Origin of the sequence: Streptococcus sp. A25, from assembly GCF_043674095.1 — a bacterium.
Classification (GTDB): Bacteria; Bacillota; Bacilli; order Lactobacillales; family Streptococcaceae; genus Streptococcus; species Streptococcus suis_V.
On sequence record NZ_JBIMJO010000012.1, the window covers coordinates 53,268 to 75,839 of the forward strand.

Here is a 22,572-nt window from a genome sequence, read left to right on the forward strand (position 1 = left end):
AGGTTTTCCTGGTTTTTTAGTCTAATATTGGCTTGATAAAAATCCGTTCCTCCCCGAGTTCAATCAGTTCGACCTGATTGCCATAGAAGTCACCCAAAAGTTCAGGCGTCAGGATTTTCTCCTTTGGTCCTTGGGTCAAAACCTTGCCTTCCTTGAGCAGGAGGACATGGCTGAAGTTGCTGGTGATTTCCTCCGCATGGTGGGTCACAAAGATGATAGCAGGCGCCGTCGGTAGCTGACAGATATGGTCGATATGCTGGAGTAGGCGCTCACGAGCCAAGAGGTCCAGACCAACCGTTGCCTCGTCCAAAATCAAAATTGCTGGATTTTCCATAAGACTGCGGGCAATCAGCAGCAGCTGACGCTCCCCCTGCGACAGACTAGCATAGGTCCGCCCAATCAAATGCCCCGCACGAATTTCCCGCAACATGGCTGTGGCCTCATCGATTTCTGCCTGACCGTATTCCTTGTAAAGAATGGAGGACTTATACTTTCCTGTCAGGACAATCTGCTCTGCCGTCAGGTCGATAGGAAAACGTTCGGCTAGAAAGGAGCCAACCACACCGATTTTTGTACGGAGGCTGGGGATGTCCCCTCTGCCAAATTCAACTCCGAGAACAGCCAGGTCCCCAGACGATTTCCAAAATTCTGCCATGAGAATGCGTAGCAGTGTAGATTTTCCAGCCCCGTTGAGACCCAGGATGGCCCAGCGCTCACCTTCCTTGAATTCCCAGTTGATGTCCTCTAGTAAGTTTTTACCCTGTCTGCGGTAGCTGACATTTTTCATTGAAATAATCATGACCCATCTCCTCATCTTTTTGACTATTTTACCACAGAATGAAAGATTCAGCACATTTCTAGCAAATTTTAGAAATTGTGGTATAATAGGAATGCTATAACTTTTATTTTAGGAGACATTCATATCATGGAAGACCCCGGTAGTCAGACCATTTACATTCAATTACTTGTTTTGCTCTTGTTGACCCTGCTCAACGCCTTTTTCTCGGCTTCAGAAATGGCCCTGGTGTCGCTCAACCGCTCTCGTGTGGAGCAGAAGGCAGCCGAGGGGGAGAAGAAGTACATTCGCCTGGTTTCCGTCTTGGAAAATCCAAATAACTTCTTATCGACCATACAAGTCGGCATCACCTTCATCTCCATTCTTTCGGGTGCAAGTTTGGCTAGTGATTTAGGTGCGATTTTGGCCCAGTGGCTGGGCGATTCGGCTACAGCTCAGACAGCTGGCTATTGGTTGGCTCTGGCACTTTTGACCTTTATTTCCATTGTCCTTGGTGAGCTTTATCCCAAGCGGATTGCCATGAATATGAAGGAAAATCTAGCAGTTGTAACGGCTCCTGTCATTATTTTTCTTGGCAAGATTGTCAGCCCCTTTGTCTGGCTGCTTTCAGCTGCGACCAACCTGATTAGCCGTATCACACCTATGAATTTTGATGATGCGGATGACCAGATGACCCGTGACGAGATTGAGTATATCTTGACCAAGAGCGAGCAGACCTTGGATGCGGAAGAAATCGAGATGCTGCAGGGGATTTTCAATCTGGACGAGCTCATGGCCCGTGAGGTTATGGTTCCTCGTACCGATGCTTTCATGGTGGATATTGATGATGAAATTGCCGCCATTATGGCTGAAATTCTCAAGCAAAACTTTTCTCGTATCCCAGTCTACGAAGGCGACAAGGACAATGTGATTGGCCTGATTCATACAAAGAAAATCTTGGCGGAAGGCTTTACCAACGGCTTTGATAATCTCAATATTCGCCGCATCATGCAAGAACCGCTCTTCGTACCGGAGACAATTTTTGTGGATGATTTGCTCAAGGCCCTTCGCAATACCCAAAACCAAATGGCTATTTTGCTGGACGAATACGGTGGCGTTGCTGGTCTTGCTACCTTGGAAGACCTTCTGGAAGAAATTGTCGGTGAAATCGATGATGAGACCGATAAGACAGAAGTCTTTGTCCGTGAAATTGCAGACAATACCTTTATCGTTCAGGGGAATATGACCCTCAACGACTTCAATGAACATTTTGATATGGAGTTGGAGAGCGATGATGTGGATACCATTGCCGGCTATTATCTGACAGGTGTGGGTACCATTCCAAGCCAGGAGGAAAAAGTTTCCTTTGAGGTGGACAGCAAGGGCCACCACCTGGTTCTCAGCAATGATAAGGTGAAAAATGGTCGTGTGACCAAGCTGAAGATTCTTATCACACCGATTGAAGAAGATTCAAACGAGAAGGATTAGGAAACTAGTCCTTCTTTTTTTGCATTTTTATCGGAAATAGGCTAGACTAATAGCTTATTAAGAAAAGTGGAGAAGTGTTATGAGAAATTTGATTGTATTTTTGCATTCGTCAGTAGACGGCATGGTTGAGGGACCAAATGGTACCATGGATATTGGCTTTGTAGCTTACAATGAAGAATTGGAGGCGGTAGCCAATCAGGTCCTGTCTACTGTCGATACAATCCTGTGGGGACGCAAGACCTATGAGATGATGTATGGCTACTGGCCGACTATGCTGGACAATCCTGATGCTAGTGACCATGAGAGAAACCATGCTGCCTGGATTGAGAAGGTTGAAAAGTTGGTCTGCTCGACCAGCCTAGAGAAAGCGGGTTGGAACAATACGACCTTGCTTAAAGGTGATATTGTTGGACAGTTGAAGCAGCTAAAAATGCAAGAAGGTGGAGATATTCTGGTCTTGGATAGCTCACGCCTGGCTAAATTTCTCATGGAAGAAGGCCTAGTAGGTGTATTGAAATTAAGCATTTCTCCTGTATCTGTCGGTGGGGATTCCGTCTCTTGGAGGGAATTGCAGCAGAATTTCAGCTTCAAGAGAGCCAGGTTCTGAAGTCTGGGGTGCTGGCTGTAACTTATGAGATAAAATAAAAATCCTGGATATAGGATTTTAAATAATATTTGGTAAAAAGAAGAGGCATCCCGATTGGAATGCCTTTTTCTACCGATTAAGCTAGCCTCTGGGACTATCTTAACGACGGATTTCTTTGATACGAGCTGCTTTACCTTGAAGAGCACGCAAGTAGTACAATTTAGCACGACGTACTTTACCGTAACGAACAACCTCAATCTTGTCAACACGTGGAGTGTGGATTGGGAATGTACGTTCAACACCTACACCACCAGAGATTTTACGTACAGTGTACATTTCTGAGATGCCTTGGCCTTTACGAGAGATCACAACACCCTCGAAGATCTGGATACGTTCGCGGTTACCTTCGACAACCTTCGCGTGAACACGCACAGTGTCACCAGGACGGAAAGAAGGGATATCAGTACGAAGCTGACCTTCTGTCAAACTTTGGATCAATGGATTCATTTTTTTCTCCTATCTTTGTCAATCATAGGTGCTTTTAAACCCAGCGGATAAACTGTATTTTTGTGCGTCCATTACACACGAAGAATATTTTACCTTATTTTGATAGATTTGTAAAGTAAATATGCTGGATTTTAGAAAAAAGTGAAAGAAGGATGGGCTCGGTTTTGGGACAAATCATGAAAACGTATTATTAATATTTTCAAGGCAAAAGCCAACCTTTACGCTTAGAATGTGGTATACTAGGTAAGTTGCAAGTCTGATACTGGTTAGTTCGCTGCCAGTGGAAATAGTTGTTACAAAAAAAGTGAGATAAGGTAGCTTCGCACTGCCTTTTAGAAAAGAGAAAACATTGAAATTTACAGATTTACAGTTGTCCGAAGACATTTTGCTTGCCGTTGAGAAGGCGGGGTTTGAAACACCGTCACCTATCCAAGAGCAGACTATTCCGCTTGCTCTTGAAGGCAAGGATGTGATTGGTCAGGCCCAGACGGGGACTGGGAAAACCGCAGCTTTTGGTCTGCCAACCCTCAACAAAATTGACATCGACAATCAAGCTGTCCAAGCCTTGATTATTGCCCCAACACGTGAGTTGGCGGTGCAAAGTCAGGAAGAACTCTTCAAATTTGGTCGTGAAAAGGGTGTAAAAGTTCGCTCTGTTTACGGCGGTTCTAGCATTGAAAAACAAATCAAGGCCCTCCGTTCAGGTGCCCATATCGTAGTCGGTACACCAGGTCGTCTCTTGGACTTGATTAAGAGAAAGGCTCTCAAGCTTGACGGTGTTGAAACCCTCATTCTTGACGAAGCGGATGAAATGCTCAATATGGGCTTCTTGGATGATATCGAAGCGATCATCGAACGTGTGCCAGTAAGTCGCCAGACCCTTCTATTTTCTGCAACCATGCCAGAGCCAATCAAGCGTATTGGTGTCAAGTTCATGAAAGAGCCTGAGCACGTTAAAATTGCGGCCAAGGAATTGACCAATGTCAACGTTGATCAATACTATATCCGTGTCAAAGAAAATGAGAAATTCGACACCATGACTCGCCTCATGGATGTTGACCAGCCAGAATTGTCTATCGTCTTCGGTCGTACCAAACGCCGCGTTGACGAATTGACGCGTGGGCTCAAACTGCGTGGTTTCCGTGCAGAGGGTATCCACGGAGATTTGGACCAAAATAAACGCCTGCGTGTTATCCGCGATTTCAAGGGAGATCAAATTGATGTCCTCGTTGCGACGGACGTAGCAGCACGTGGTTTGGATATCTCAGGTGTGACACATGTCTACAACTACGATATTCCACAAGACCCTGAAAGTTACGTGCACCGTATCGGTCGTACAGGTCGTGCTGGCCAGTCTGGTCAATCGATCACCTTTGTTTCGCCAAATGAAATGGGTTACTTGGCTATCATCGAAGAGTTGACCAAGAAGCGTATGAAGGGGCTCAAGCCTGCAACCGCTGAAGAGGCTTTTGAAGCCAAGAAAAAAGTTGCTCTGAAAAAGATTGAGCGTGACTTCGCAGACGAGGCCATTCGTGGAAACTTTGATAAGTTTAAGAAAGACGCAGTCAAGTTGGCGGCCGAATTTACCCCTGAAGAGCTTGCACTCTACGTACTCAGCCTGACCGTACAAGATCCAGATAGCTTGCCAGAAGTGGAAATCGCGCGTGAAAAACCACTGCCATTCAAGTTTGCTCCTGGTCAAGCCAAGGGCAAAGGTGGACGTGGAGGTCGCGACCGTGATCGTAGTGGCCGTCGTGACGGTGACCGAAATCGTGATCGTGGAGGACGCCGTGGAGACCGCAACCGTCGCGATGACAAGTTCAAACGTGATAACCGCCGTCAAGACAACAAAAAACCACACCAACGCACCTCAAGTGAAAAGCAAACAGGCTTCGTAATTCGCAATAAGGGTGAGAGATAAAGTTGAAACTGCTTCCTAATTGGAGCAGTTTTTGTTATAGTAGAAGTAGAAAAACAGGAGGGGTGACCATGGGTATTTTAACAATGGATAAAGCCTCTGTATTCTAAAAAAAATACAATGGATAAAGCCTTTGTATTCTAAAAAAATACAAAGGAGAACATCATGATTACTTACAGACAAAATCCTCAACTTGATTTTCAAGCAGTCCTTGAAATCTTTGATTCAGTTGGTTGGACAAATTATACTGACCGGCCTACCATGTTACAGAAGGCCTTGGAACATAGTCTGCTCGTTCTTGCGGCCTTTGACGGTGACCGTCTAGTGGGTCTTTTGCGGGCAGTTGGTGATGGTTATTCGATTGTTTTTATTCAGGATATCTTGGTTTTGCCAACCTATCAACGTCAGGGAATTGGTCGCACTCTTTTAGAGCAAGCCATTGCACACTTTCCAGAGATCTATCAGCTCCATCTCTTGACGGACAATACTGAGAAAACACAGTCTTTTTATGAGGCACTTGGCTTTACAGCTGTTGAAAGTTTGGACTGTGTTGCTTACACCTATTTGAAGTCTTGAGGATATCAGTTGAATCTCCAATTAAATGGAGTATAATACATTTACCAATAACTAGTGATAAAAGGAGAAATACCATGGAAACCGTTTTGATTGTAAAAGCCCACCCCCTCGATGCACAAAAGTCCTACGCCTTGCGAGCCTTGGAAGAGTTTCAAACTCGTTACGCCAGTTTGCACCCAGAAGATCAGATAGTAGTAGTGGATGTCTTTGAAGACCAGATTCCTGCCTTGGACAAATCCTTGTTAGAGGCTATGGGAGCAGCTAAAAAAGGCGAAGTTATTAGCCCTGAGCAAGCAGAGCGATTGGACTGTTACAACGCCTTGACCCAGCAATTTCTTGCAGCTGATAAGATTGTCGTCGTCAATCCCCTTTGGAACCTCAATGTGCCCAGTCAGTTGGTATTTTGGGTCAATACCATCAATGTAGCAGGTCTGACTTTTAAGTATGGTCCAGAAGGCTCTATCGGACTGGTCAAAGATAAGAAGCTCCTGCACATCCAGTCCAATGGTGGTGTTTATGCAGGTCAGGATCCAGCTGCCCAGTACATCAAGTCTATCTTTGAATTTTTAGGCTTTGAAGACATTCATCAGGTCTTTATCGAAGGGCAATCTGCCGATCCGAGCCAGGCTCAGGCTATTTTTGAAGAGGCAATGGCTAAAATTGATCGGATTTTAGAAAGATTTTAAACCAAAACCTCGACCTATTTTGGTCGAGGTTTTTTTATCATTTCTGCAATGTAGTCTAACTTACTCTGCCGGCTACGTTTTTTAAACAAAGCCTCGGCAGACATGGCTTCTTGCTTGCTATCAAAGGCTTCCTGATAGAGCAGGCTGACAGGCAAGCGTGCACGGGTGTACTTGGCCCCTTTCCCACGATTATGGGTAGCAAGCCGCTTCTCCACATCCGTCGTATAGCCAGTATAAAGACTCCCGTCGGCACATTCCAAGACATACAAGTAGGCCTTATTTTCCATAATAAATCTCACGAACGGCCGGAGTATAGTCGCCATTTTCCTCATGGACAACCAGAGGTGGCAGGATGTGTAGCCCATCTACCGAGCCGTCCTTGATCGCCTCAATCAGCAACATATTGGCCTCCTTGCTGGCCTTGGGATAGACAAACTGGATGCGTTTGGGAGCTAGTTTGTAGGTTCTTAATGTGTCCAAAATATCTAAAAATCGGTCGGGTCTGTGGACCATGGCCAAGCGACCATTGGACTTGAGCACCTGTTGAGCCACCTGACAAATGCTGTCTAGGTTGGTCGCAATTTCGTGCCTGGCCAGAAGATAATGCTCGCTTTCATTGAGGTTAGAAGATTCATCTACTTTAAAGTAAGGAGGATTGCAGAGCATTAAATCAACTTTTGATCGTAAATCATATTGAGGTAAGTTTGCCAAATCGTCGTTAATCACTGATACCTGTTCCTCTAAACCATTGAGGGCAATGGAGCGGCGGTTCATATCCGCCAAGCGTTCCTGTAATTCAACCTGAATAATCTGGGCTTTGGTGCGTGTAGAGGCGAAGAGGCCCACCGCCCCATTTCCGCTACAAAGGTCAACAATCAGCCCCTTCTGAGCAGGCATTTTTGGAAAGCGCGAAAGAAGAACGCTGTCAATCGAGTAGCTAAAAACCTCCCGATTTTGAATAATCTGAACATCTGTCGAGAAGAGCTGGTCAATCCGCTCTCCGTCTAATAAAACTGGATTGTGCATGAGATTATTATAGCATATCGCAGGCTGTTTAGGTGGGGAAGGAAATACGGAGGTCTAGATTTTTCTTTCAAATGGATTTTTTAAAACAAGTTTGTTTACAATTGTAGTCAAATGTTGTACAATATAATTACAAATGTAGTCGAAGGAGAAATTCTATGAAAAAAATGACCCTGCCTGTTCAAGGAATGACCTGTGCCACCTGTGCCTTGACGGTCGAGAAGGCTGTCGGGAAATTAGTAGGAGTAGAGGAAGCCAGCGTCAATTTGGCAACTGAAAAATTGAGTGTCAGTTTTGATGAAAATGTCTTGAGCCTTAGCGACATTGGTCATGCAGTTGAAAAGGCTGGTTATGGCTTGGTCCGCAACCTTATCACAGAAACCTATGCTATTGAGGGCATGACCTGTGCTTCCTGTGCCATGACGGTAGAAAAGGCGCTAGGGAAACTGGCTGGTATGGAAGAAGTGGCTGTCAATCTGGCAACGGAAAAGGCAACGATGACATATGACAAGGATCGCTTAGATGCAGCTGCGATTCTGTCTGCCGTTGAAAAAGCTGGCTACAAGGCTGTCTTGCCACAAACAAATTCGCTTGTTACAGCTGTCGATAGTAAGGAACAACATCAATCAGATTTGTGGTCCCGTTTTATCTGGTCAACTGTGTTCACCCTGCCCTTACTCTATATCGCCATGGGGCCAATGTTACCGGGTGGTGGTTTACCTTTACCTGCCTTTCTTCATCAACCCTTGACTTTCGCCTTGGTTCAACTATTTCTGACTCTGCCGGTCATGTATATCGGGCGCGCCTTCTATCAAAAAGGTTTTAAGACACTGTTTGCAGGTCATCCCAATATGGACAGCTTGATTGCGGTGGGAACTAGCGCAGCTCTTGTGCAAGGTCTGATTATGACGGTTCTGATTGCGAGAGGTCAGGCGGATCTGTCGCATGGGCACCCCGAGCTCTATTTCGAGTCTGCCGCTGTGATTTTAACCTTGATTACCCTTGGGAAACACATGGAGGCCCTGTCCAAAGGATGGACGTCCGATGCCATTAAGAAATTGATGAACCTAGCTCCTAAGACAGCCAGACTAATCCGCGACGGGCAAGAAGTCACCCTTCCCTTAGAACAAGTCCAAGTTGGGGATGTCTTGCAGGTCCGTCCGGGTGAACAAATTCCAGTTGACGGAAAAGTTCTCCAAGGTCAATCGACCGTGGATGAGTCTATGCTGACGGGAGAAAGTTTGCCGGTCAAAAAAGCAGTCGGTGATAGCGTAGTAGGTGCCACACTCAATCAGCATGGTGCCTTTCAAATGCAAGCGACCAAGGTTGGAGCAGATACGACTCTGGCACAAATTATTCGGCTGGTCGAAGAGGCACAGGGTTCTAAAGCGCCCATTGCCCAGCTGGCTGACCGTGTTTCAGCGGTTTTTGTGCCGATTGTTATGGTCCTGGCCCTCCTATCTGGGTTAGCATGGTGGACCTTGGGGCAAGAACCTTGGATTTTCTCTCTTTCCATCACTATTTCAGTGCTGGTTATTGCCTGTCCTTGTGCTCTGGGACTTGCGACACCGACGGCTATTATGGTCGGGACTGGTAAGGGGGCGGAAAATGGTCTCCTCTTCAAGTCAGGTCAAGCCGTTGAGGTCCTTCAAAAGGTCGACACCATCGTTTTTGACAAGACGGGAACCATTACCCAAGGTAAACCTCAAGTGACGGACATGACAGTTTTCAGTTCTGCCACTGAGGAAGAAGTTCTCCAGCTGGCAGCAAGTGCGGAGCAATACTCTGAGCATCCGCTGGCTCAAGCCCTGCTCAAATCCGCAGAGGACGCTGGATTATCTCTTCTCCCTAGTCAGGATTTCCAAGCCCTTTCCGGTCGCGGTTTGTCGGTGAAAATAGCAGAGCAGACTATTTTGTTGGGCAATGAAAAGCTGATGAAGGAGTCTGGGATTGCGCTTGGCTCTGCCATTGCGACAGCAGAAACCTACGCCAACCAAGCCAAGACGCCTGTCTATCTGGCAGCAGACGGACACTTGTTGGTAGTCATTGCCATTGCTGACCAAGTAAAACCATCCAGTCACGCAGCCATCCAGGCTTTGCACCAGATGGGATTGGAAGTGGTCATGCTGACAGGGGACAATGAGAAAACAGCTCAGGCCATTGCTGACCAAGTGGGAATTGACACCGTCATCAGCCAAGTCTTGCCAGAGGACAAGGCCAATCAGGTCAAGGCCCTACAAGCCCAAGGCAAGCAGGTAGCTATGGTCGGAGACGGCATCAATGATGCTCCTGCCTTGGCCCAAGCCGAGGTTGGTATTGCCATTGGTTCTGGTACTGATGTCGCTATCGAAACGGCAGACTTGGTTCTCATGCACAGTGATTTGATGGATGTTCCTAAGGCTGTTCGACTGAGCCAATTGACCATGAAAACCATCAAGCAAAATCTCTTCTGGGCCTTTGCCTACAATGTCATCGGCATTCCGATTGCCATGGGTCTCCTCCATCTCTTCGGCGGTCCCCTTCTCAATCCAATGCTGGCTGGAGCAGCCATGGCCCTCAGCTCTGTATCTGTCCTGCTCAATGCCCTGCGTTTGCGGACCAGAAAATTGATTTAAGCAAATTTGTGTCAATCTCTACATCTTTAGTCAAATTAGTGGTAATTTTTTCAAAAAACGCTTACAATGGGTATAGCAATCGGAAGGAGATTGAAAATGACGACATTTATCGGAAAAGAAGTGACCCTAGTAGGTCCACGTTTGCAGGTTGGTGACAAGGCGCCTGACTTTGTCCTCATGGACAATGAACTCAATCTCAAGAGTCTCAAGGACTATGGCAAGAAGACCAAGATTATCAGCGTCGTGCCGTCCATTGATACAGGTATTTGTGATACCCAGACCCGCCGTTTTAATGAAGAGCTGGCTGGCAAGGAAGACACAGTGGTTATCACGGTTTCTGTCGACCTACCATTTGCCCAAAAGCGCTGGTGTGGAAATTCTGGCCTGGAGTCTGCAGTGACCCTGTCCGACTATTATGACCATGCCTTTGGAAAATCCTATGGCCTTCTCATGCAGGAGTGGAACCTCTTGGCGCGTGCGGTCTTTGTCCTCAATGCCGACAATGAAATCACCTACGTAGAATACCTGGACAATGTCAACGAACACCCAGACTATGAAGCGGCTTTAGAGGCTGTCAAATAAAAGAATATAACGGTGTCTGAACAGGCATCGTTTTTTTGTCAGCAAAAAGCCACCATTTTCGAGGTGGCTTATTTTCGCTTGTATGTTTGTAGGACTTTAGCAGTTGCTAATCGGATAAAGGTCAGATAGAAACCTGTCACTCCAACCATTACCAGCAGGAGTTTCTGTAATTGTTCCCTGATAGATATGGTAGAGAGAGTGTTTGTGCCGACTAGTAGAGGATAGTCTTCTTGGAAGGTAAATTGGAACTGCTGTGCCAATAGAAGCAGCATGAACAGGATGAGGGCATAGATAGCAACTTGGAGGAGAAAAGCAAGTAAGGTCAGGCTAGTGGCATATTGACCAGGGGATAGTCCGTTGATAAAGAGGAGGCCACGATGTTTGGAAAGGTCAGTCATGAGGAGCCAGACTATCAAAGAGCAAACGACAAGGGGGATGATGTAGATACTAGCTGGAAGAAATTGTAACAAGGTCAGATAAAAGTCCTTGGGAGCAGTAGGGTAGTGAAAGGTAAGAGTTTGCTCTAGAACTTTTTTATAGACTGTGATACGTTCTGCCAGTTCACTACTCGTAAAATGATTGACTCTATTTCCCTTTGCCTCCCAGTTTTGCAAGGTCTGGTAGAGTTCTAACTCCGTTCCCAAGACCTCTTGACTTTTGCCTTGGATATGTTCCTTTTCTAAGTAGGTGGTCGCCAGTTCCAAGAGTTTTTTATAATAATCCGTGCTTTCCTGGTCTAAGGCTTGGGCTTCATTATCATCAGAGTACAAGACCATTTCAGCTTCTTTTTTGACTTGTGTGATACGGGTTCGATCCTCAAATCGCAGGTTTTCGGCTTCTAGGACATTCCGATAGGACAGAGCAAGTGGGATAAGAGCCACAGCGGTCATGAGGGCTAGAAAAAGAGCATTGCGTTTCAGTCGTAGGATGAAAAGGGACAGTAGCTTCATGGTCAGACCTCCCTATTCAAATAGTTCTTTATAAATCTCTTCGGACTGGTGTTCCTGAAGTGTAATTTCCAGAATTTCCACCTGACAGGTCATGACTTGGTCTAGGTAGAAATGCAGACTATGAACACTGGTATCTACCTGAATGCTATCATTGGCCAAAGTCAGTCCCTTCATTTGCCCAAGTTTCTGATACACTGTCTGATTGTCACTAGTCTGAATGGCATATTGTCGCCCAACCTGTTCCAGTTTCCACTCAATGATTTTTCCCTGTTTAAGAAAGAGCAGTTGGTCGGTTAGTTGGTCCACCTCGTTTAATTGGTGGGAAGACACGATAATGGTTGAGCCATTCTTGGCTAGTTTCTGGAGCAATTTTCTGGTCTGGATGTAGCTGGTCGGGTCCAAGCCGTTCAAGGGTTCATCCAAGAGCATGACCTGGGGCTTGTTCATAATACCGATTGCCAGCAGGAGATGTTGTTTCATCCCCAGTGAATAATTTTTGACAGGGATCTTCATATAATCACGGATGCCGATTTCTTGGATGACTTCCTCTATCCGCTCTTTGGGTAAATTTTGGATAGTTTGGACCAATCGCAGATGCTCCAGCCCAGTCAATTCAGGGTAGAGGACACGGTTGTCCTGCAGGTAGGAAAAGGTTTGGTAGACAGTTGGATTATCGTGCTTTTTGCCATTTATTGAAATCTCTCCCGAATCAAAGGATTGCAGGTTGGCAATGCAATCTAGGAGGGTTGTCTTTCCAGCTCCATTTGGTCCAATCAGGGCCCAGATTCCAGGCTCCATCAGTTCTAGGTTTAGCTGGTCTAGTATCTTCTTTTTCCCGTAGGATTTGCACAAATTGTGAATGGATAATCGCATGGTTAGACCTCACTTTTTCTTGTCAGGAGATAGAATTGCAGGATATAGATGAGCAGGTTACTGATGAGAAGAACCGTAAAGACTTTTGGAATGCTGTATCCTGTTAATTGCTGGTAGATGATAGCACTTCCGTCCGCCAGATTGCCTGCATTCCATAGGCTAAATGGATTGAAGATATGGGGAAAGAAATTGGCAGAGATGACAAGTCCTAGTGTGACAACCAGTCCAGCCAGTCCATTTTTTAAAACTCTAGCCAAGGTCTGTGCTACTCCCAGCAAAAATAGCAGGTAGAGATAGTGCATGCCACAGGCCAGCAAGATGACTTGGTAAATAGGTTTAATGGTTGTGGTGATAAAACTGTAAGCCAGTCCCCTACTGCTATAGGTGGTGACGGGATAAATCCAGCTACTATTGCCATTTAGTAAAAAGTCGATGAGAAACTGGCTCAGATAGAGGGTGAGAAAGAGGGCAGTATATAGTGTCAGGAAAGCCAAGTATTTATTGGTTGTAATTCGGATTCTAGTCAACCCTAGGGTCTGTAAAAGGCGGATCTGTCGGCTAGTTCCCTGCTGGTCTTTGATGAAAAAATTGGTGAAAGTTAATAGAAAGAGAGGAAGGGTGATGACCAGGCCTAGCTGTTTTTGACCCTGCCAGATTTCATGGCTAGTTCCCTTTAAGGCCTGCTGGCCCAGACTCTTGACGATTTCTCTATCTGTTGGTGTTTTGGGATGTTCAAAGGCTGTTAGGTAAAGCTCAGTTGGAAAGGCAGAGGGTATCTCCTTTTCTAACAGATACTTGGAAATCAAGAAGGTATTTTCGATGGTTTGTGGGGTAAATTCATAGCTTTGATAGGCAAAGCTGATGTAGTGTCCGTCCCTCTGGTAGTTCTGGATATTTTTCTCATAAAAATAGGTCCAGTCCTCCTTTTTGACAGCCTCAATCTCCTTTTGGTAGTTGGTGATATAGTCTGTAAAGAAGTCCTTTTCAGCCTGGTAATCCTCTTCGCTGAGGGCTTGATTCTGATACTGTGTTTCTAAGTCTTGTATGATATTTTCAAAATTTCGGATAGACTGTTCATAGTGTTGGATGACCTTTAATTTGGCTTGCCGATTGTGGTAGCCTGCTAGAAGGGAACTAGCTAGAATCGTCATCAGCATGATCAAGATAGCGACTAAGTTTTTCTTGCTACGGAAAAATAGCTTACCTTCAATTTGAAACATAGATACCTCCAGGGGAGAAATGGTGAAGGGATAGAGGAATAAATGTGTTATTATCTATGATTATAATGTTAATATAAATATAAATCAAGAGATTGCACAAACAACTTGAATATCTTTGTCTAATTTGATATACTAAATTTATCAAAAACAAGGAGGGTCTTTTATGGAAAAGACACGGATTATTCAGGATGTTTTGGCCCTCATTCAAGACTTGAATCGGGCCTTCCAAGCAGACAAACGAGGAACAGCTGATGAACAGCGATTGCAACATAATCTGACAGAGATGACACGCATATTGTCGGAGGCCAAGTCGGTCACCAATACAGAACTGATTGCGATTGAGAAATTCTACCGTTCGACCAGTTTTCTAGTTGGATTAGGTGACCTGCGATTGAGTGAAACCAGCAGGCAGGCTTGGCGGTCCTTTGATCGCTATTACTACCAAACCATCAGAGAAGAACTCAAACTCTATGGCGGCTCTGCTATTGCCCAAGTGTAAAAGATGAAGGAGAGGGTGAAAACCCTCTTTTGTGCTATAATAAGTAGTAAGAATACAGTTGTTAGGAAGAGAAGAAGCGAGGTGTGCCATGTCCTATATCCAAGTAAAGAATTCGTCGAAATACTACCAAATGGGGGATGCGACCATTGTGGCAAATGACAGCGTGTCCTTTGAGATTGAGCAGGGTGAGTTGGTCATCATTCTGGGCTCATCTGGTGCGGGCAAATCCACTCTGCTCAATATCTTAGGTGGCATGGATAGCAATGACGAGGGGGAGGTTTGGATTGACGGTGTGGATATCGCCAAGCTGTCAAGTCATGAACTGACCAATTATCGCCGAGATGACGTTGGCTTTGTCTTCCAGTTTTATAATTTAGTCGCCAACCTGACCGCCAAGGAAAATGTGGAGTTGGCAGCAGAAATCGTCCAGGATGCCCTGGATGCGGAAGAGGTCTTGGAGCAGGTTGGCCTGGGTCATCGAATCAATAATTTTCCAGCCCAGCTGTCAGGCGGTGAGCAGCAACGGGTTGCCATTGCCAGAGCCGTCGCCAAAAAGCCTAAGCTCTTGCTCTGTGACGAGCCGACAGGTGCCCTGGACTACCAGACAGGCAAGCAGGTCCTGCAAATCCTCCAGGACATGTCCCGCAAGCAGGGGGCGACCGTGATTATTGTCACCCACAATGCGGCGCTTGCTCCTATCGCGGACCGGGTCATTCGGATGCGGGATGCGCGTGTGCATGAGATTGTTCTCAATCCTCATCCCCAGGACATCGCCAGTCTGGAGTACTAGGAGGTGGCTATGAAAAAGAAGATTTATTGGAAGGACATTGGTCAGGCCCTGACGACTTCCAAGGGGCGTTTCCTGTCTATCTTTAGCCTCATGATGCTGGGAGCACTTGCTCTGACAGGGCTCAAGGTCACGGCCCCAAATATGGAGAGAACTGCCCAGGCGTATTTGCAAGAGCATCAGACCATGGACTTGGCCGTCCTATCTGGTCTGGGAATTTCTCGGGATGACATCAAGGAGCTAGAGTCCGTCGAGGGTGCGCGGGTTGAGGCTGGATATTTTAAGGATGTGACTCTTGAAAAGGATCAGGCAGTTCGCCTCTTTTCGGCCAGTCCGACCATTTCAGGCTATCAGCTCTTGGAAGGAAATTTTCCCAAGCAAAAAGACGAAATTGCCCTGTCACCCTCGCTTCAATCATCCTTCAAAATCGGTGACAGGATAGACATGACGGAGCCAGACAAGGGTGGAACCATTCTCGCGCAAAACCAGTTCAAGGTAGTTGGCTTTGTGGCCTCTTCGGAAATCTTGGACAACACGACCATGGGTCTGGCCTCTAGCGGCAATGGACAGCTGGCTGGCTACGGTCTGGTCATGGAAGAAGCCTTCGACTCGGACGTTTACACCATTGCCCGGATCCGCTACGATGATTTGGTAGGCTTGGATTATGCCAGTCCAGCCTATGAAGACAAGTTGGAGCAGCACCAGGAAGACTTGGAAAAGCTCCTGTCTGATAACGACGAGCTCCGTTTGGCCAGCATCCAGTCGGAAGGCCAGGAAGAGATTGCCAAGGGAGAGCAGGATATTTCTAAGGCCAAGGCTGATTTGGAAAAGGCAGAGCAGGACCTCCAGTCTGGTAAAGAGCAGCTGGAAACGGGTAGGTCAGAATTTGCCCGTGGCAGAGCCAAGATTATCCAATCTGAAGCAGAATTGCAAGCGGCCTATGACCAACTCATGGTCAGCAAGGCCCAATTAGAAGCCAGCAAAGCAGAGTTGGATGCCAGCAAGCTCCAGCTGGACCAGACAGGTGTCTTCCTAGAAGAAAACTATGCCCAGCTGGAAGTATCTGCCAATCAGCTTAACCAGGCCAAGGCCCAGCTGGATGCAGACCTAGAAAAATTGGATCCCAATGCTGCGGATTACGACACAGCCTATCAGACCTACATGTCAGGCTACAGCCTCTACCAAGCTAAGTTAGGCGAGTACGAGGCAGGTCTTGCCAGCTTCAATGAATGGAACGCCCAGCACCAAGCAGGTCTAGCCCAATACCAGGCGGGTCTGGCCCAATACGAGCAAGGTCTGGCAGCCTATCAGGCTGGTTTCGCTGATTATGAATGGGGGGCTAGTCTTCTGGAATCATCCAGTCTGACCCTCAATCAAGAGGCTCTCCGTCTCAATCAGGCGGATCAGGACTTGAACCAGGTCCAAGCAGAGCTCAGCAACAAAAAAGCAGATGCCACCAAGGACATCAAGGAGGCCGAGGATGAATTGGCCCATGCCAAGGAAGACTTGACCAAGCTGGAGAAATCACCCTATCAGGTCTTTACTCGGTCCAGCCTACCAGGTGGAGACGGCTATACGACCTACAGCAATGCTACTCGCTCTATTGCCGCAGTGGGTAATGTCTTTCCAGTAGTCCTCTATCTGGTAGCGGCCCTGGTTACCTTTACCACTATGGCTCGATTTGTCGACGAGGAGCGCAGCCAGTCGGGTCTCTTCAAGGCTCTGGGCTACACCAACCGTCAGATTATGACCAAGTTCATCCTCTATGGTCTAGGTGCCGGTCTATTGGGCACCTTGGTTGGTATTTTGGCAGGCAATTTCGCCCTGTCGCCCATGATTTCGGATATCATCACCAAGACCACGGTGATTGGCCCTGCCAAGCTCCATTTCTATCCCCTCTGGACCCTGCTAGCCCTGGTCCTGTCCCTCATTTCCTCGGTTCTGCCGGCCTATCTGGTGGTCCACCGGGAACTCAAGGAAAAGCCAGCCCATTTGCTCCTGCCCAAACCTCCAGCAGCGGGCTCCAAGATTCTTTTGGAGAAGTGGCAGGCAGTCTGGTCTCGTCTCAGCTTTACTCACAAGGTGACGGCCCGCAATATCTTCCGCTACAAGCTCCGCATGCTCATGACCATCTTTGGCGTGGCCGGCACCGTCGCCCTCCTCTTTGGCGGTCTGGGGATTCGCTCCTCTATCTCTGGGGTGGTCGATCGCCAGTTTGGAGACCTGCTCCATTATGACCTACTGGTGGTGGAAAATGGCAGAGCTTCTGAGGAGGACTTGGACAAGTTGACTGCCTTTCTCCAGTCAAACCAGGTCCGCCAGTCCTTGCCAATTGCCTTTGAACAGACCAATCAGACCCTGCAGATTGGCGATGTGAGAAAAAAACTGTCTGTCGGTATCTATGTGACGGACAGAGAGGATATAGGAAATCTGGTCAGCCTGGAAAATAAGGCTGGTCAGTCCATCCAGCTTAGTGGCAGGGGCATTGTCCTAACGGAAAAACTGGCCCAGCTCTACGGTGTCGGAAGGGGTGATAAGCTCAAGCTGACTCTGGAAGATGAGCAAGTGACCGTCCGTGTGGCCGATGTAGCCGAGATGTATGCAGGTCACTTCATCTATATGACGGACGCCTACTATGAGCAGGTGACGGGCAAGCGGCGGACGGCTAATGGCTATCTGGTCCAGCTCAAGCAGGGGCAAGTCGACCAGGTCCAAGATACAGCCAGTCAGCTCCTAGCCATGCCTGGAGTCAAGAGTCTGGTGCAAAATACTTCGCTCATGAACATGCTGACGGCCATGGCAGGCTCCTTGCAGTCGGTCATGACCATCTTAGTGGTTCTCTCTATCCTGCTGGGCTTGGTCATCCTCTACAATCTGACCATCATCAACATGTCCGAGCGAATCCGGGAGCTGTCTACCATTCGGGTGCTGGGCTTCCACAATAAGGAAGTGACCATGTATATCTACCGGGAAACCATTGCCCTGTCCTTGATTGGCGTGCTGGTCGGTCTGGTATCAGGTTTTTACCTGCACCGCCTGCTCCTGGCCATGATTGGCTCAGACTCCATTCGCTTTAATCCTCATGTGGGTGCAGAAGTCTACATCATCCCTGTCCTAGCCATAGTGGGCATTCTGGCAGGCCTGGGCTGGTATGTCAACCACCAGCTCAGAAAGGTCGACATGCTGGAAGCCCTCAAGTCAGTGGAGTAGAATTTATTTGATGAAACCTTCAGGAAGTCCTAGCAACCTAGCTAGGATTTTTCTTTTTCCAGCCCTCCCCAGCCCACCAAAACCTCCTTTTCATGCTATAATAGACCTATGAATAAAAACAAGCTTTTACTAATTGACGGCTCTTCCGTAGCCTTCCGTGCCTTCTTTGCACTTTATAATCAAATTGACCGCTTCAAGAATGCCAACGGTCTGCATACCAACGCCATTTACGGCTTCAACCTCATGCTGGACCACATGATGAAGCGGATTGAGCCGACCCACATTCTCGTTGCTTTTGACGCAGGCAAGACAACCTTCCGTACGGAGATGTACGCCGATTACAAGGCGGGTCGTGCCAAGACACCTGACGAATTCCGCGAGCAGTTCCCTTTTATCCGTCAGATGCTAGATGCCATGGGTGTTAAGCACTATGAGCTAGCTCAGTACGAGGCAGACGATATTATCGGTACCTTGGACAAAATGGCAGAGCGGACAGACATTCCCTTCGATGTGACCATTGTCAGCGGTGACAAGGACTTGATCCAGCTGACAGACGAAAACACCGTTGTTGAGATTTCCAAGAAAGGCGTAGCCGAATTCGAAGAATTTACCCCAGCCTACCTCATGGAAAAAATGGGTATCACCCCCGCTCAGTTTATCGACCTCAAAGCCCTCATGGGCGATAAGTCCGATAACATCCCAGGCGTGACCAAAATCGGTGAAAAAACAGGCCTCAAACTCCTGATAGAACACGGGTCACTGGACGGCATTTACGAAAACATCGACAGCATGAAAGCGTCCAAGATGAAAGAAAACCTGATTGCTGATAAGGAGCAGGCATTTCTCTCTCGGACCCTTGCCACCATTGACACCAATGCTCCTATTGAAATTGGACTGGATGACTTGGTTTATGAAGGTCCAAAGGTAGAAGAACTCGGTCAATTCTACGATGACATGGGCTTCAAGCAGTTGCGGGCTCAGTTGGGAACTAGCGCTGAGGAAGAAGTTTCTGCAGTCGAGTTTCAAACAGTCACCGAATTGACTGAGGACATGCTGCGCGCAGATCAATTTTTCTATTTTGAAATCTTGGGTGAAAACTACCACCGAGAAGACTTGGTAGGACTAGCTTGGGGAGACAAAGAACAGATTTATGTCGGAGGTCCAGAACTCCTCGATAGTCCAATTTTACGCCAGTTCTTGGAAAACCAGACTATCAAAACCTATGACTTCAAGCGTGGAAAGGTTCTTCTAGCCCGTCATGGTTTGGACTTGCCGCTGGCTAGCTTTGACAGTCGTTTGGCAAAATACCTCCTGTCAACAGTCGAAGACAATGCCATCACCACTATTGCCAACCTTTATGGTCAAACTCGTTTAGTACCAGACGAAGTAGTCTATGGCAAGGGAGCAAAATTGGCTCTGCCAGAACGAGCAGAATACTTCCCTCATCTTGCTAACAAGCTACAGGTTCTTATCGAAACAGAAGCAGTCATGCTGGAAAAACTGGAAGAAAACCAGCAAGTTTCCCTTCTTTTTGACATGGAATTGCCCCTGGCGGATGTCCTTGCCAAGATGGAAATTGCCGGTATCAAGGTAGAAAAAGAGACTCTCCAAGCCATGCAGGCTGAAAATGAAGTCTTGATAGAGCAGTTGACCAAGGAAATCTATGAATTAGCTGGTCAAGAATTTAATATCAATTCGCCTAAGCAGCTAGGCACCATTCTCTTTGAGGATATGGGCCTACCATTGGAATACACTAAAAAGACCAAGACGGGCTATTCAACGGCCGTTGATGTCCTGGAGCGTCTGGCGCCTATTGCCCCAGTCGTGTCGAAAATTTTGGAATACCGTCAGATTACCAAGCTCCAATCAACCTACGTTATTGGCTTGCAGGAAGCGATTTTGGAAGACGGCAAAATCCATACCAGATATGTTCAGGATTTGACCCAGACGGGTCGTCTGTCTTCGACAGATCCTAACCTGCAAAATATCCCTGTCCGTCTGGAACAAGGTCGCCTCATTCGTAAGGCTTTTGTGCCGTCGCTTGAGAACAGTATACTCTTGGCATCGGATTATTCGCAGATTGAGCTCCGTGTCCTGGCCCATATTTCCCAGGACCAGCACTTGATAGAGGCCTTCCAGCAGGGGGCAGACATTCATACCTCGACAGCTATGCGGGTCTTTGGCATTGAAAAATCAGAAGATGTGACAGCTAACGACCGTCGCAATGCCAAGGCTGTCAACTTTGGTGTGGTCTACGGTATTTCTGACTTCGGACTTTCTAACAACCTCGGAATCACGAGAAAAGAGGCTAAGAATTACATCGACACCTATTTCGAACGCTTCCCAGGTATCAAGAATTACATGGAGACCATCGTCCGTGAGGCACGAGATAAGGGCTTTGTAGAAACCATCTACAAGCGCCGTCGTGAATTGCCAGAAATCAATTCCCGAAATTTCAATGTCCGTAATTTTGCGGAGCGGACAGCCATCAACTCACCGATTCAAGGGTCGGCCGCAGACATTCTCAAGGTGGCTATGATTAACTTGGACAAGGCCCTGACCGAGGCTGGTCTATCTACCCGCATGCTCCTTCAGGTCCATGATGAGATTGTTTTGGAGGTACCAATGGCAGAGCTGGAAACGGTCAAAGCTATGGTTAAGGAAACGATGGAAAGCGCCATTGCCCTGTCTGTGCCACTGCTTGCGGATGAAAATGCCGGTCAGACCTGGTATGAAGCTAAATAAGAAAGGAAATAACGTGAAAAAATCAATTCTTCTACTTGCCTTGTTTAGTGTGATTCTCGTTGGCTGTGGCCAGAAGAAAGAAAACAAGGGAACCAATCCTTCGGGTGATGATTTCTCAACTCAATTGCCTATTTTAAAAGAAAAACAAGACACAACAAATGAACAGTTCAATGTTCTTGTCAATGTTCCAGTCATTGCTGTCAATGACAATCCGCCAGCTGATGAGACGCAAAAAGGTCACAAGATACATGCGGCCAACAATGGTGTTGCGGAACGTGATGAAAACGGCAATATCAAAGAAAATTGGCGCTACTACGATGTGCCTGCCAACTGGACCATCAATAAAGAAAACACAGAAGATGAGACCCTAGCTGCGGTTTACGATGTCAAGGAAGGCGCTAACAACTACATGGTTCAACTCTACAATATCAATGCTTTCAACAAGTCACCACTGGAAGAAGGTGTTAACATGAACGAAGAAGAGTTGGCTGCCCGTATGGCGGAAACCAACCACAATTTCATTGAGCAGTCAGTTGTGATCATCAATGACCAGGAGTGGAAGGCCGGTCGTCAGATTATGAACGATCAAAAAATGGCCCGCCTGACCTTCTATCGGATGGAATCAACTGGAGAGTATGATGATTCTGTTGTTGTAGGCTCTATCTACTACTCGTTGGATCCAGGCTTGGACAAGGACCGTACAGCACTCAAGAAAGCTATCGGTCAGCTTAAGGATGTAGTTTATTCCCTTTCTAAGAAATAAGAACACTCAGAGGACGACCATGATGCAAGAATGGCTACAAACACGGACCTATGGACAAATGATTCTGTTGGGGGTAGGACTTACATTTCTGGGCTTCCTACTGGCAAGCCTGATTAAGATGGCCTATCTGGCCAATATAGGTCTGGCTGCTACGGCAGTTTTGATGGCCCTCTTTCCCTAAATGCCAGGTCGTTCGATACTGAGCAAGAGAGAAGTCAGGCTTATCCGCCTGGTGTACCTGCTTGACCTCTTGATTTTCCTATTTGTCTATCATTATCACCCTTAAAAGGAGGTAGTTATGACCTATTCTTTTCAAAATCCAGATCAGAATGTCATCTTTGATTATCTGAGAAACGCCAAGACCATTGCGGTTGTGGGCTTGTCTGCTCGTGAGGATGCCACATCCTATCGGGTTTCCAAGCTCATGCAGGAGGCTGGTTACAAGATTATTCCTGTTAATCCGACGGCAGTTGGCCAAACCATTCTTGGTGAGCCAGTCTATGCTAGTCTGCTGGATATTGACCAGCCGATTGACATTGTCGATATTTTCCGTCGCAGTGAATTCTTGCCCGATGTAGCGCGTGAATTTATCCAAACAGATGCTAAAATCTTTTGGGCTCAACTGGGCTTGGAGAACCAAGAAGCAGAAGATATCCTGCGTCAGGCTGGTCGCTCTGCCATTGTCATGAACAAGTGCATCAAGATTGAATACTTGGCCATGACAGGAGCATAGTAGTAGTAACTGAGAACATAAATAAAAAGCGATGCC

The 22,572-nt window shown here is 47.0% G+C and carries 21 protein-coding genes; 14 read left to right on the forward strand and 7 right to left on the reverse strand.

From position 1 onward, the window contains the following. Positions 1 to 16: 16 nt before the first annotated feature. Complete coding sequence (locus ACHBID_RS06780) at positions 17 to 799, reverse strand: ABC transporter ATP-binding protein (protein WP_105110443.1); 783 nt, start codon at positions 797 to 799, stop codon at positions 17 to 19. A 126-nt stretch (positions 800 to 925) separates the two neighbouring features. On the opposite strand from ACHBID_RS06780, the gene ACHBID_RS06785 reads away from it, so the two are divergent. Then, a complete protein-coding gene (locus tag ACHBID_RS06785; protein WP_105160591.1) occupies positions 926 to 2,263 on the forward strand; it encodes a hemolysin family protein in 1,338 nt (445 codons plus the stop codon). Positions 2,264 to 2,342: 79 nt separating this feature from the next. Then, the gene (locus ACHBID_RS06790) at positions 2,343 to 2,870 is read left to right on the forward strand and encodes a dihydrofolate reductase family protein (protein WP_238143432.1); all 528 of its coding nucleotides are present in this window, start codon (positions 2,343 to 2,345) and stop codon (positions 2,868 to 2,870) included. A 138-nt stretch (positions 2,871 to 3,008) separates the two neighbouring features. Here ACHBID_RS06790 and rplS read toward each other — a convergent pair whose 3' ends face one another. Continuing rightward, positions 3,009 to 3,356 carry a 50S ribosomal protein L19 gene (gene rplS / locus ACHBID_RS06795; RefSeq protein WP_011921928.1) on the reverse strand — a complete coding sequence of 116 codons (348 nt, stop codon included), beginning with the start codon at positions 3,354 to 3,356 and terminating at the stop codon, positions 3,009 to 3,011. A gap of 349 nt (positions 3,357 to 3,705) precedes the next feature. Between rplS and ACHBID_RS06800 the strand changes: the two genes are divergently transcribed. The 3 genes from ACHBID_RS06800 (at position 3,706) to ACHBID_RS06810 (ending at position 6,536) form a co-directional block, all read left to right on the forward strand. After that, positions 3,706 to 5,277 (forward strand): DEAD/DEAH box helicase, encoded by a 1,572-nt coding sequence (locus ACHBID_RS06800; protein WP_105160590.1) that lies wholly within the window; start codon positions 3,706 to 3,708, stop codon positions 5,275 to 5,277. Positions 5,278 to 5,439: 162 nt separating this feature from the next. After that, positions 5,440 to 5,850 (forward strand): GNAT family N-acetyltransferase, encoded by a 411-nt coding sequence (locus tag ACHBID_RS06805; RefSeq protein WP_105110438.1) that lies wholly within the window; start codon positions 5,440 to 5,442, stop codon positions 5,848 to 5,850. Between the two features lie 74 nt (positions 5,851 to 5,924). Further along, entirely contained in the window at positions 5,925 to 6,536 is a 612-nt protein-coding gene (locus tag ACHBID_RS06810) for an FMN-dependent NADH-azoreductase (protein ID WP_105110437.1), read from the forward strand. Positions 6,537 to 6,550: 14 nt separating this feature from the next. Here the strand turns inward: ACHBID_RS06810 and ACHBID_RS06815 are convergent, their stop codons facing one another. Further along, a complete protein-coding gene (locus tag ACHBID_RS06815; RefSeq protein WP_105110435.1) occupies positions 6,551 to 6,823 on the reverse strand; it encodes a GIY-YIG nuclease family protein in 273 nt (90 codons plus the stop codon). Next, the gene (locus ACHBID_RS06820; RefSeq protein WP_105160589.1) at positions 6,813 to 7,562 is read right to left on the reverse strand and encodes a tRNA1(Val) (adenine(37)-N6)-methyltransferase; all 750 of its coding nucleotides are present in this window, start codon (positions 7,560 to 7,562) and stop codon (positions 6,813 to 6,815) included. Before ACHBID_RS06820 ends, ACHBID_RS06815 begins: the two co-directional genes overlap by 11 nt. 155 nt (positions 7,563 to 7,717) lie before the next feature. On the opposite strand from ACHBID_RS06820, the gene ACHBID_RS06825 reads away from it, so the two are divergent. Then, on the forward strand, positions 7,718 to 10,174 hold the full coding sequence (locus tag ACHBID_RS06825; RefSeq protein ID WP_394731895.1) for a heavy metal translocating P-type ATPase: 2,457 nt from the start codon (positions 7,718 to 7,720) through the stop codon (positions 10,172 to 10,174). 96 nt (positions 10,175 to 10,270) lie between these two features. Beyond that, positions 10,271 to 10,756, forward strand: coding sequence for a thiol peroxidase (tpx, locus tag ACHBID_RS06830; RefSeq protein WP_105160587.1), 486 nt, complete (start codon positions 10,271 to 10,273; stop codon positions 10,754 to 10,756). A gap of 68 nt (positions 10,757 to 10,824) precedes the next feature. On the opposite strand, the gene ACHBID_RS06835 is transcribed toward tpx, so the two are convergent. Genes ACHBID_RS06835 through ACHBID_RS06845 form a run of 3 tightly spaced genes read right to left on the reverse strand, consistent with a single transcriptional unit; the run spans position 10,825 to position 13,799 of the window. Beyond that, positions 10,825 to 11,706 (reverse strand): hypothetical protein, encoded by an 882-nt coding sequence (locus tag ACHBID_RS06835; RefSeq protein ID WP_394731894.1) that lies wholly within the window; start codon positions 11,704 to 11,706, stop codon positions 10,825 to 10,827. A gap of 12 nt (positions 11,707 to 11,718) precedes the next feature. Continuing rightward, a complete protein-coding gene (locus ACHBID_RS06840) occupies positions 11,719 to 12,579 on the reverse strand; it encodes an ABC transporter ATP-binding protein (RefSeq protein ID WP_105160585.1) in 861 nt (286 codons plus the stop codon). A 2-nt stretch (positions 12,580 to 12,581) separates the two neighbouring features. Beyond that, positions 12,582 to 13,799 carry a hypothetical protein gene (locus tag ACHBID_RS06845; protein WP_105160584.1) on the reverse strand — a complete coding sequence of 406 codons (1,218 nt, stop codon included), beginning with the start codon at positions 13,797 to 13,799 and terminating at the stop codon, positions 12,582 to 12,584. Between the two features lie 163 nt (positions 13,800 to 13,962). Here ACHBID_RS06845 and ACHBID_RS06850 point away from each other — a divergent pair, with 163 nt between their 5' ends. From ACHBID_RS06850 to ACHBID_RS06880, 7 genes are all read left to right on the forward strand, one after another. After that, positions 13,963 to 14,298, forward strand: coding sequence for a helicase BlpT (locus tag ACHBID_RS06850; RefSeq protein ID WP_105160583.1), 336 nt, complete (start codon positions 13,963 to 13,965; stop codon positions 14,296 to 14,298). 88 nt (positions 14,299 to 14,386) lie between these two features. Beyond that, positions 14,387 to 15,088, forward strand: a complete 702-nt coding sequence (locus ACHBID_RS06855; protein ID WP_394731893.1) for an ABC transporter ATP-binding protein — start codon at positions 14,387 to 14,389, stop codon at positions 15,086 to 15,088. Positions 15,089 to 15,097: 9 nt separating this feature from the next. Then, positions 15,098 to 18,295: an FtsX-like permease family protein gene (locus ACHBID_RS06860; RefSeq protein WP_394731892.1), complete on the forward strand. Its 3,198-nt coding sequence runs from the start codon at positions 15,098 to 15,100 to the stop codon at positions 18,293 to 18,295. A gap of 108 nt (positions 18,296 to 18,403) precedes the next feature. Beyond that, entirely contained in the window at positions 18,404 to 21,040 is a 2,637-nt protein-coding gene (gene polA, locus ACHBID_RS06865; protein WP_394731891.1) for a DNA polymerase I, read from the forward strand. Continuing rightward, positions 21,027 to 21,803: a glucose-6-phosphate isomerase gene (locus ACHBID_RS06870; RefSeq protein WP_394731890.1), complete on the forward strand. Its 777-nt coding sequence runs from the start codon at positions 21,027 to 21,029 to the stop codon at positions 21,801 to 21,803. The genes polA and ACHBID_RS06870 overlap by 14 nt, the downstream gene beginning before the upstream one ends. A 22-nt stretch (positions 21,804 to 21,825) precedes the next feature. Next, positions 21,826 to 21,984 (forward strand): hypothetical protein, encoded by a 159-nt coding sequence (locus ACHBID_RS06875; RefSeq protein WP_394734392.1) that lies wholly within the window; start codon positions 21,826 to 21,828, stop codon positions 21,982 to 21,984. A gap of 117 nt (positions 21,985 to 22,101) precedes the next feature. Then, entirely contained in the window at positions 22,102 to 22,536 is a 435-nt protein-coding gene (locus tag ACHBID_RS06880) for a CoA-binding protein (protein ID WP_394731889.1), read from the forward strand. The last annotated feature ends 36 nt before the right edge of the window (positions 22,537 to 22,572 follow it).

Bases quoted from the DNA above. Each gene is read 5' to 3' on its own strand.
- polA (WP_394731891.1), top strand. From the start codon at position 18,404: ATGAATAAAAACAAGCTTTTACTAATTGACGGCTCTTCCGTAGCCTTC.
- ACHBID_RS06825 (WP_394731895.1), top strand. From the start codon at position 7,718: ATGAAAAAAATGACCCTGCCTGTTCAAGGAATGACCTGTGCCACCTGT.
- ACHBID_RS06810 (WP_105110437.1), top strand. From the start codon at position 5,925: ATGGAAACCGTTTTGATTGTAAAAGCCCACCCCCTCGATGCACAAAAG.
- ACHBID_RS06875 (WP_394734392.1), top strand. From the start codon at position 21,826: ATGCAAGAATGGCTACAAACACGGACCTATGGACAAATGATTCTGTTG.
- ACHBID_RS06790 (WP_238143432.1), top strand. From the start codon at position 2,343: ATGAGAAATTTGATTGTATTTTTGCATTCGTCAGTAGACGGCATGGTT.
- ACHBID_RS06855 (WP_394731893.1), top strand. From the start codon at position 14,387: ATGTCCTATATCCAAGTAAAGAATTCGTCGAAATACTACCAAATGGGG.
- ACHBID_RS06835 (WP_394731894.1), bottom strand. From the start codon at position 11,706: ATGAAGCTACTGTCCCTTTTCATCCTACGACTGAAACGCAATGCTCTT.
- ACHBID_RS06840 (WP_105160585.1), bottom strand. From the start codon at position 12,579: ATGCGATTATCCATTCACAATTTGTGCAAATCCTACGGGAAAAAGAAG.
- ACHBID_RS06785 (WP_105160591.1), top strand. From the start codon at position 926: ATGGAAGACCCCGGTAGTCAGACCATTTACATTCAATTACTTGTTTTG.
- ACHBID_RS06880 (WP_394731889.1), top strand. From the start codon at position 22,102: ATGACCTATTCTTTTCAAAATCCAGATCAGAATGTCATCTTTGATTAT.
- ACHBID_RS06870 (WP_394731890.1), top strand. From the start codon at position 21,027: ATGAAGCTAAATAAGAAAGGAAATAACGTGAAAAAATCAATTCTTCTA.
- rplS (WP_011921928.1), bottom strand. From the start codon at position 3,356: ATGAATCCATTGATCCAAAGTTTGACAGAAGGTCAGCTTCGTACTGAT.
- ACHBID_RS06820 (WP_105160589.1), bottom strand. From the start codon at position 7,562: ATGCACAATCCAGTTTTATTAGACGGAGAGCGGATTGACCAGCTCTTC.
- ACHBID_RS06860 (WP_394731892.1), top strand. From the start codon at position 15,098: ATGAAAAAGAAGATTTATTGGAAGGACATTGGTCAGGCCCTGACGACT.
- tpx (WP_105160587.1), top strand. From the start codon at position 10,271: ATGACGACATTTATCGGAAAAGAAGTGACCCTAGTAGGTCCACGTTTG.
- ACHBID_RS06845 (WP_105160584.1), bottom strand. From the start codon at position 13,799: ATGTTTCAAATTGAAGGTAAGCTATTTTTCCGTAGCAAGAAAAACTTA.
- ACHBID_RS06850 (WP_105160583.1), top strand. From the start codon at position 13,963: ATGGAAAAGACACGGATTATTCAGGATGTTTTGGCCCTCATTCAAGAC.
- ACHBID_RS06780 (WP_105110443.1), bottom strand. From the start codon at position 799: ATGATTATTTCAATGAAAAATGTCAGCTACCGCAGACAGGGTAAAAAC.
- ACHBID_RS06815 (WP_105110435.1), bottom strand. From the start codon at position 6,823: ATGGAAAATAAGGCCTACTTGTATGTCTTGGAATGTGCCGACGGGAGT.
- ACHBID_RS06805 (WP_105110438.1), top strand. From the start codon at position 5,440: ATGATTACTTACAGACAAAATCCTCAACTTGATTTTCAAGCAGTCCTT.